Origin of the sequence: Sphingomonas sp. LH128 (genome assembly GCF_000293195.2) — a bacterium.
In the GTDB taxonomy this organism is placed as follows: Bacteria; Pseudomonadota; Alphaproteobacteria; order Sphingomonadales; family Sphingomonadaceae; genus Novosphingobium; species Novosphingobium resinovorum_A.
In genome coordinates this window covers 1-8,088 of the sequence record NZ_ALVC01000197.1, presented here as the reverse complement: position 1 = coordinate 8,088, position 8,088 = coordinate 1, and the positions used below count along the sequence as shown (strand labels likewise).

General features: G+C 66.2%; 8 protein-coding genes. 4 read left to right on the top strand and 4 right to left on the bottom strand.

All coding sequences use genetic code 11. The features are described 5' to 3' along the window. The coding region (locus tag LH128_RS16175) for an NAD(P)/FAD-dependent oxidoreductase (RefSeq protein ID WP_008830737.1) at positions 1-1,063 on the top strand (1,063 nt) is incomplete at its 5' end. A gap of 16 nt (positions 1,064-1,079) precedes the next feature. Here LH128_RS16175 and LH128_RS16170 read toward each other — a convergent pair. Both LH128_RS16170 and LH128_RS16165 read right to left on the bottom strand, forming a co-directional pair. After that, the gene (locus tag LH128_RS16170; RefSeq protein WP_008830736.1) at positions 1,080-1,952 is read right to left on the bottom strand and encodes an SMP-30/gluconolactonase/LRE family protein; all 873 of its coding nucleotides are present in this window, start codon (positions 1,950-1,952) and stop codon (positions 1,080-1,082) included. Between the two features lie 22 nt (positions 1,953-1,974). After that, entirely contained in the window at positions 1,975-2,379 is a 405-nt protein-coding gene (locus LH128_RS16165; RefSeq protein WP_008830735.1) for a nuclear transport factor 2 family protein, read from the bottom strand. 116 nt (positions 2,380-2,495) lie between these two features. On the opposite strand from LH128_RS16165, the gene LH128_RS16160 reads away from it, so the two are divergent. From LH128_RS16160 to LH128_RS16150, 3 genes are all read left to right on the top strand, one after another. Then, the gene (locus LH128_RS16160) at positions 2,496-3,503 is read left to right on the top strand and encodes an NADP-dependent oxidoreductase (protein ID WP_037519796.1); all 1,008 of its coding nucleotides are present in this window, start codon (positions 2,496-2,498) and stop codon (positions 3,501-3,503) included. A 21-nt stretch (positions 3,504-3,524) separates the two neighbouring features. Beyond that, positions 3,525-3,875, top strand: coding sequence for a Rieske (2Fe-2S) protein (locus LH128_RS16155; protein ID WP_008830733.1), 351 nt, complete (start codon positions 3,525-3,527; stop codon positions 3,873-3,875). Positions 3,876-3,952: 77 nt separating this feature from the next. Then, positions 3,953-4,381, top strand: a complete 429-nt coding sequence (locus tag LH128_RS16150; RefSeq protein ID WP_008830732.1) for a nuclear transport factor 2 family protein — start codon at positions 3,953-3,955, stop codon at positions 4,379-4,381. Positions 4,382-4,539: 158 nt separating this feature from the next. On the opposite strand, the gene LH128_RS16145 is transcribed toward LH128_RS16150, so the two are convergent. Both LH128_RS16145 and LH128_RS16140 read right to left on the bottom strand, forming a co-directional pair. Next, complete coding sequence (locus LH128_RS16145; protein WP_008830731.1) at positions 4,540-6,585, bottom strand: M13 family metallopeptidase; 2,046 nt, start codon at positions 6,583-6,585, stop codon at positions 4,540-4,542. Positions 6,586-6,760: 175 nt separating this feature from the next. Further along, a partial coding sequence (locus tag LH128_RS16140) for a TonB-dependent receptor (RefSeq protein WP_008830730.1) occupies positions 6,761-8,088 on the bottom strand: 1,328 nt, incomplete at its 5' end.

Here is an 8,088-nt window from a genome sequence, read left to right as displayed (position 1 = left end):
GGCGGGCAGCGCCGCCGCCTGCCTGATCGCGCGCGGGGGAGGCGACGTGCTTCTGCTCGAGCGCGAGACCGGGGCGCACCACAAGGTCTGCGGCGAATTCCTGTCGGTCGAGGCCGTGGCCCATCTGCGGCAGCTTGGAGTCGAGCCGCTGGACTTGGGCGCGGTGCCGATCCGGCGCATGCGCCTTGTGTGGGGCGACCGCGCGGTAGAGACTGCGCTGCCGTTCGCTGCGCTGGGCCTCAGTCGCCATGCCCTCGATGAAGCGCTGATCGGCCGGGCTGCGGCAAGCGGGGCGCGCATCGAACGCGGGGTGCGCGTGACGGGGCTGGATGGACACACGGCCCGCACCAGCGTCGGCGAGCATCATGGGCGCCATGTTCTGGTCGCCACCGGCAAGCTGCCGATCCGGGGCGAAAGACCTGCCGCGCGCATCGCGAACGGGCATGTGGGTTTCAAGATGCACTATCGCCTCTCTCCGGCCGCGATGCGGCATCTGGCGGGAGCGATCGTGCTGGTGCTGCTGGAGGGCGGCTATGCGGGCCTGCAACTGATCGAGGACGGCCGGGCCAATTTGTGCCTGGTCCTGCGCGCCGATGCCTTCGCGCGGCTTGGCGGCGACTGGCAGGGCGTGCGAGCATGGCTGGAGGGCACCGGGTTCCTCCAACGGGTTCTCGCCGACGCGCAGCCGCTGTTCGAGCGGCCGCTCGCCATTGCCAACCTAAGCTATGGCCCGCCGCCCCGAGGGCATGCCACGGGCACGGCCATGTTGCTGGGTGATCGGTGGGCGATGACCCCTTCGCTGACCGGCGACGGTATGGCGATCGCCTTGCGCAGCGCATTCCTCGCGGCGCACTGCGTGCTGGCGGGCGATGACGCTGGGACCTATCACAGGTTGCTGGCGGGCCAGACCCGCCGCCAGATCATCCGTGCCACGGTGCTCCAGAACGGGCTGGAGTCCCCTGCTTTTCGCCGTGCGGCTTATTGGCTGGCGCGCATGCATGCCCCCGTGCTTGCTTATGCGGCGCGGGCGACACGGTTGCCGGACTGGCGGGAAATTGCGTGATGGCGCACCTGGCCGGTCAGGGTTCCCTGCAAAGCATGCGCAGCCGCGTCGTCGGTCCGGGCAGGCCGGGGCCTTCCACCTTGATGCGCAAAACCGCGCCGGAGCGTGGCGCGTCGGCATTGCCGCCGGTGCTGACGTAGAGCCAATCCGGCTCCGTGCTCCCGAAAGCGACGCTGACGACGTGCGGATAAGGCAGCCGCATTTCTGCGGTTAGTGTCCCCTCGGGGGTGAACCGCAGCAGGCGTCCGGTGCTCCAGCAGGCCGCCCAGAGGTTTCCGGCGGCATCCAGCGTCAGCCCGTCGCCATCCTCCAGTTCGACGAGCAACGCGCCAGGTCCGGGCAGTCCGCTCGGTAGCAGCGGGTAGCGCCAGATGCCGCGCGTGGTTTCCATGTGATAGAGCCACGTCCCACAAGGGCTTGCCGCGATGCCGTTGGATGCGACGACGTCGCGGCGCAGCACTGTGACTTCGCCGTCGCCGGACAAGTGGAAGAACAGGCCGGGGGAAGGCGGCTTTCCGGTCTCGAAGATCGCCTCGAAATCGATGGTGCCCGCGAAAAGGCCGCCGCGTCCATCGCCCTCCATGTCGTTGACCGCGACGAGGGGCGCGCCCTCGATCCGCGTGAGGACATCGCGCGTGGTGCCGGTCGCCGGATTGAGCGCGACGATGCCGCCGCGCCCGCTGCACAGCACGTCTCCGCCGTCGTCGAACACGATCCCGCCCACCCACAGACGGCCGGGCAGCATCAGTTCAGCCGCGTGTCCCGGCCGCTTGCGGTACACGCCCGTAGCGGTGAGATCCGCAAACCAGACCGTTCCATCCGCCGAGACGCGCGGCGCCTCGATGAAGTCGTAGCCATCGGCGACCACTTCATACGGGGGCAGGCTCATGCTGACCGCTCTTGACCAGACGTCAGGCGGTTTCCGCCTTGGCTGCCGCTGCGGCATGGAAGGCGGCGGGGTCATAGTAATAGGGCTTGATCTCGCAGCACTTGCCGTCGCGGAAGCGGAACATCTCGCACAGTTCGGCGGGCTTGAGAGAGGGATCGGCAAAGCGCATCGTCAGCACCGCGATCGCGCTGTCCTTGCCGGTCAGCAGGTCGCTGCGGTCGAGCCCGACGACGTCGGCCATGCCCATGGCCTTCGCGAACAGGTCCTTGAGGCCGTTCTTGCCGCGATAGGCGCCTGCCATCGGCAGGGCATCGGCCTCATAGGCCACGAAATCGTCGGTGAGCATTGCGTTGGCCGTCTCCCAGTCGCCGGCGCCTGCCGCAGCGTAGAGGGCATCGACAAGTTCGGCGATTGCTTCGGGGGACATGCTCATGAATCCTGCTCCACATCTGTTTGCGCGCGAGTTTGCCTCTCGGTCGCGAGACACGAACCTAGCGTTTAGACCAGCCTTTCGCTCAGGCCCGGCGCGGGTAAGCAAGGGGGATGGGAAAGGTAAGACAGATATTGCTGGCGCGGCGCCCCGACGGGATGCCGGTGCCCGAGGACTTCACGCTCGCAGAGGTGGAGATGCCCGAGCCGGGTGACGGTGAGTTCCTGGTGGCCATGCGGGTCGGGTCGGTGGACCCGGCGATCCGCGGCTTCCTCGACGACCGGCCCAGCTACATAGAGCCCGTCGCGCTCGGTGCGCCGATCAACGGCATGTCGCTTGGCGAAGTCGTGCAATCCAACAATGCGGATTACCCGGTGGGCACGTTCGTGCGCGCCTTCGCCACGTGGCAGGATCACTATATCCTCTCGGGCGAGAGCTGGGGGCTGGAGACGGTGCACCAGCAGCCGGGCACGGATCTCCACCACTACATGGGCGCCCTCGGCCCGGTTGGTCTAACCGCGTGGGTGGGCCTTTTCGCGGTGGGCGAGGCCAAGGCGGGCGAGACCGTGCTGGTCAGCGCCGCCGCCGGGGCGACGGGTTCGACGGTGGGTCAGATCGCCAAGGCCAAGGGATGCCGGGTGATAGGCATCGTCGGTTCTCCGGAGAAGGCCGAAGTCATCCGCGAACTCGGCTTCGATGCCGCGATCGACTATCGCGCCACGCCCGACATCGCCGCCGAAATCGCGAAAGTCGCGCCCGAGGGGATCGACGTCTATTTCGACAACGTCGGCGGCGAGATGCTTGAAGCAATCCTGCCGCTGATGCGCCTCCACGGGCGCGTCGCGGTGTGCGGCATGATCGGCCAGTACAATGATGCCGATCACCCTTACGGCGTCAAGACGCTGTGGCAACTGGTGGTGAACCGCATCAAGATGCAGGGCTTCATCACGTACGATTATCCGCAGGTACTGGCCGAGGCGCAGGCGGAGCTGGACCAGTGGGTGGCCGAAGGAAAGCTGCGCCCTCTCGCCAATCTGCGCGACGGGTTCGAGAACCTGCCCGCCGCCTTCATCGACCTCATGTCCGGCCGTACCATCGGCAAGACGCTGGTTTGCATCTGAGTTCTGGATACGATGGCTACCATGAGCGAAACCTTCCACTCCGTCATCGCCGAGGCCGACTTTCCCGAGGAAGGCAAGGCGGCGATCATGCTGGGCGGCTGGAGCGTGCTGATCGTCAAGGTCGAGGACGGCTTTCGCGCCGTGAACGACCGCTGCACCCATCAGGCGGCGCTGCTCTCGCCCGGCCGCGTGCGGCGCGGGGCGATCATGTGCCCGCTGCACGGCGCGCGCTTCGAGGCCGCGACCGGGCGTTGCATCGGCGGCGCCTACGCGGACCTTCGCGTGTTCCCGCTGCGGATCGAGGGCGGCATGATCGAGGTGGCCGTGCCGGACGAGGCGCCGGGGCCGAACGAACGACCGGTGGGGGCGTAATTACTCGCACAAGGCATAGTTTCGCGCGCCGGAGCAGGGGCTAGCATCTGCCTGAAACGATTTGGGAGAATGCTGAAATGCCCTTTACCGGCCCGTTCGAGGACCGCCTCGCCATCCGTGAACTGCTTGAGACTTATGCCGACGCGGTGACGCGCTGCGACTCCGAAGCCTGGGGCGCGACCTGGGCCGAGGATGCGGAATGGTCGCTGCCGGACTATCCGGAACTCGGCACCACCAAGGGCCGTCCGGCGATCGTCGCGATGTGGATAGAGGCGATGAAGGCTTATCCCGGCATCATGTTCGAGGCATGGCCCGGCTCGGTCGAGGTCAGCGGCGATAGCGCGGTGATGCGCAGCTACACCTCCGAGGTCTACGACCAGGACGGGATCACCATGCGCGATCGCGGCGTCTATGAGGACACCTGCGTCAAGATCGACGGCAAGTGGCTGTTCAAGAGCCGCTCGTTCCGCAACATCCACCGCCAGCACGCGCCGCGCGGGGTTTAGGAACCGCTGGCTCTGAACCTTTTCCTTGTCATTCCCGCGAAGGCGGGAACCCATCTGACGACATCGCAAGTTGCACCAGCATCAGATGGGTCCCCGCCTTCGCGGGGATGACGGATAAAGCGGGCGGGGTGTTTGTTTCCACTCCCGCCCTTTTCACATCACCACAGCTTCACGCGCTTTTCGGGCGGCAGGTACAGCTTGTCGCCCGGCTTGATGTCGAACGCCTTGTACCAGGCATCGATGTTGCGCACGGTCAGCGCGCGGTACTGGCCCGGGGCGTGGGGGTTGCCGATGACCTGACGGCGCAGCGCGCCTTCGCGGGTCTTGTCGCCCCAGCTCTGGGCGAAGGCGATGAAGAAGCGCTGGTCGCCGGTGTAGCCGTCGATCACCGGCAGTTCCTTGCCGCCCAGCGCTTCGCGGTAGGCATCGTAAGCGGCGGCGAGGCCGGCGACGTCGGCGCCGTTCTCACCCAGTTCCAGCTTGCCGTTGAGGCGCAGGTCGGGGAACGGCTGATAGGCGTCGTACTGCACGACCAGAGCCTGCGTCTGCGCCTCGAAGTGGGCGAGGTCTTCCTTGGTCCACCAGTCGCGCAGGATGCCGTTGCCGTCCACCGCCGCGCCGCTGGCGTCGAAGCTGTGGCTGATCTCGTGCCCGATCACCGCGCCGATTGCGCCGTAGTTGGAAGCAAGGTCGGCGGCCGGATCGAAGAACGGCTTCTGCAGGATCGCGGCGGGGAAGTTCAGCGCGTTCTGCACGGGCAGGTTCACCGCGTTGACGAGCTGCGGCGTCATCCACCACTCGCCCCGGTCCTGCGGCTTGCCTAGCTTGGAAATCTGCTGGAGCGTGTAGCCGTGGATCGCCGACATGCGGTTGGCGTAGGCCTGCCCCGGCTTGATGATGATCATGGAGGTGTCGGGCCACACGTCGGGATAGCCGACCGCGACGACCATGCCTTCCAGCTTGGCCTTGGCCTCGGTACGCGTCGCCGGGCTCATCCAGTCGAGCGCGTCGATGCGGCGGGCGAAAGCCTGCTTGATGCGGGCGGACATGTCCTCCACCTGCGCCTTGGCGGCCGGCGGGAAGTATTCGCGCACGTAGAGCTTGCCAAAGGGCATGCCGAGGTCGCTGTTGATCGAAGCCAGCGCCCGCTTTTCGCGCGTCTTCTGCTCCGGGGTGCCCGAAAGGTTGGTGTCGAAGAACGCAAAGTGCAGCGCGTCGAACTTCGTGGGCAGCACGTCTGTCTGCGCATTGAAGCGGTGGAAGGCCAGCCAGTCCTTCCACGCGTCCAGCGGCTCGGAAGCGACGAGGGCGGCGAGGCCGGTGATCGCGCCGGGGCTGTAGACGTCGAAGGTCTGCTGCGAGGGCATGTGCGCGGCGGTGAAGTAGGCGTCCCAGTCCATACCGGGGGCCTTCGCGGCGAACTCGGCGCGGGTCCACAGGGTGCCGCCTTGCGTGAAGTCGGCGGTTTCCGCCTTGCTCGGGTGGGCCTGCGCGATCTTGGTTTCGAGCGCGAGGATGCGCGCGGCGCGCGCCTCGGGCTGGTCGAGGCCGGACAGGCGCAGAAGGTCGGCGATATACTTGAGGTAGTCGGCCCTGATCTTGACCATGCGCGGTTCGGCCGAGACGTAGTATTCGCGGTCGGGCAGGGCGATGCCGCCCTGGAACAGGTAGGGCACGACCTCGTCGCTCTTGAGCGCCTTGGTGATGAACAGGCCGAACAGGTTCTCGGTCGACATGTCGTTGTTGTTGTTGAACAGGTCGAGGTCGGCCTCGGTCTGGTCGCCCAGCACCTTGACCAGCGCGGCCTTGTCCTTGATCGCCGCGTAGCGCGTCAGGTCGGCCTTGAGCGGGGCGATACCCAGCTTGTCGATCGTCGCGGTGTCAAGGTAGGCGCGCCAGTAGTCGCCGATCTTCGCCTCGTCGCTGCCGGGCTTCTGCCTGGCGCCGAGGATCTTCTGGATGAGTGCGGTCTGCTGGCGCTCGGTCTCGTCGGCGGCGACGGTGTGGGAGCCGATGCGGCTGCGGTCGGCGGGGATTTCGGCCTTGGCCAGCCAAGCGCCGTTCGAGAAGAGGTAGAACTCGTCGCCCGGCTTCACCGAGGTATCCATCGCGGTTTCGTCGATGCCTGCGGGGGCCGGATCGGTGGCGGCGATGGCGAAGGGCGCGGCGCACAGCAGCAGCGCGGCAAGAATGCGAGTCTTCATCAGGCGGTCCTTTCGCGGCGTCGGAGAGCCCCGCGCCGGTTCTGTCATGCCCGGTGGACTAGCGCCGGATCGCCCGTCCGCCTACAGAAAAATTGCGCTGCGGCGCAACAAAGAAACCGGCGGAATCTGGTCGTAGAGGCGCTCTCCTTTTGTGGGAAAGCGCCTCTACGAATGCTCAATACTTGATGTGGGCCTCCACGCCGACGACGCGCGGCGTCAGTACGGTCTGGCTGTAGTAGCGAACCGCCACCCCGTCGTTGACGCCGATGCGCGAACGGTCGTTGCCGACCGAGACCACGGCGTACTTGTCGAAGATGTTGTTTGCGAACACGCTGACCCCGAACTTGTCGGTGTCATAGGACAACGAGGCGCGGTGCAGGACGTAGCCGCTGAGCTTGTCGCCATAGGCACGATCCCAGCCGAGACGGCTGACGATGCTGCCGCGATAGGTCGCCGTCCAGTTGGCCGACAGTTCGCCGTTGCCCATCGGCACCGTGTAAGTGGCGCCCAGGCTGCCCGAGTTCTTGGCCGAGTTCGGCAGGCGGTCTCCGGACAGCGCATCGAGCTGGACGAAGCGGAAGTTGTAGTCGTTCGGCACCTCGCGGATGGTGAGGATGCCGGGGATGTCCTCGGTCAGGTGGGCGTCGTTGTAGGCATAGTTGCCCTGGATCGTGAGTTCCGGGACAGGCTTGATCTGGAACGAGGTCTCGATGCCCTTCGACACCGCGCGCCCGCCGTTCACAGTGATCCCGGTCGCGCCGTTCACGGTTGCCGAGGCAACCTGCAGGCCGGTCCACTTGGTGCTGTAGGCGTCGATGTTGAACGTCACCTTGCGGTCGAACAGCTGGGCGCGGAAACCGACCTCAATGGTCTTGGTGGAATCCGGGCCGTACTGCAGTTCGTCGGGCAGGGCGCAGATGTTCTGGCCGGGAGGCAGGGGATTGTCGCAAGGCGCGACCGTGTTCGGCCCGCCGATGCGATAGCCCTTGCTGTAGGTGGCATAGACCATCAGGTCGCGGGTGAAGTTGTAGGAAGAGTTGAACTTCCACACCCAGCCGTCCTGACCGGCCTTTCCGCCCGAAATCTTCTTGTCGTAGGGGCTGAGCGGCTGGCCGAGCAACGGCAGGGTCTGCGCGCCGGCGATCTCCGAGGTATACTTGAAGTAGCGCGCGCCGGCCGTGACCTGCCATTCGGGTGTAACATGGAAGGTACCTTCCCCGAAGACCGCCTGCTCCTTGACCTTCGAACGGGTGTACGAAACGTATTCCAGTTCGTTCGGGTTCGTCGCCAGATCGACCCAGGGGTGGCCGGGTACGTGCTCGGCGTAGTCGCTTTGCAATCTCTGCTCGTTGTAGAACCCGCCGAGAACCCAGTTGAACGGACCGCCGTGCGTGGAGACGAGGCGCACTTCCTGGTTGACCTGCTTGCGGCGGCTGACGCGCTCGTTCCAGCTGGAGAACGCCGGGAACGCTTCGTAGCCGTAGTCGAGGTCGAGCAGCCGGT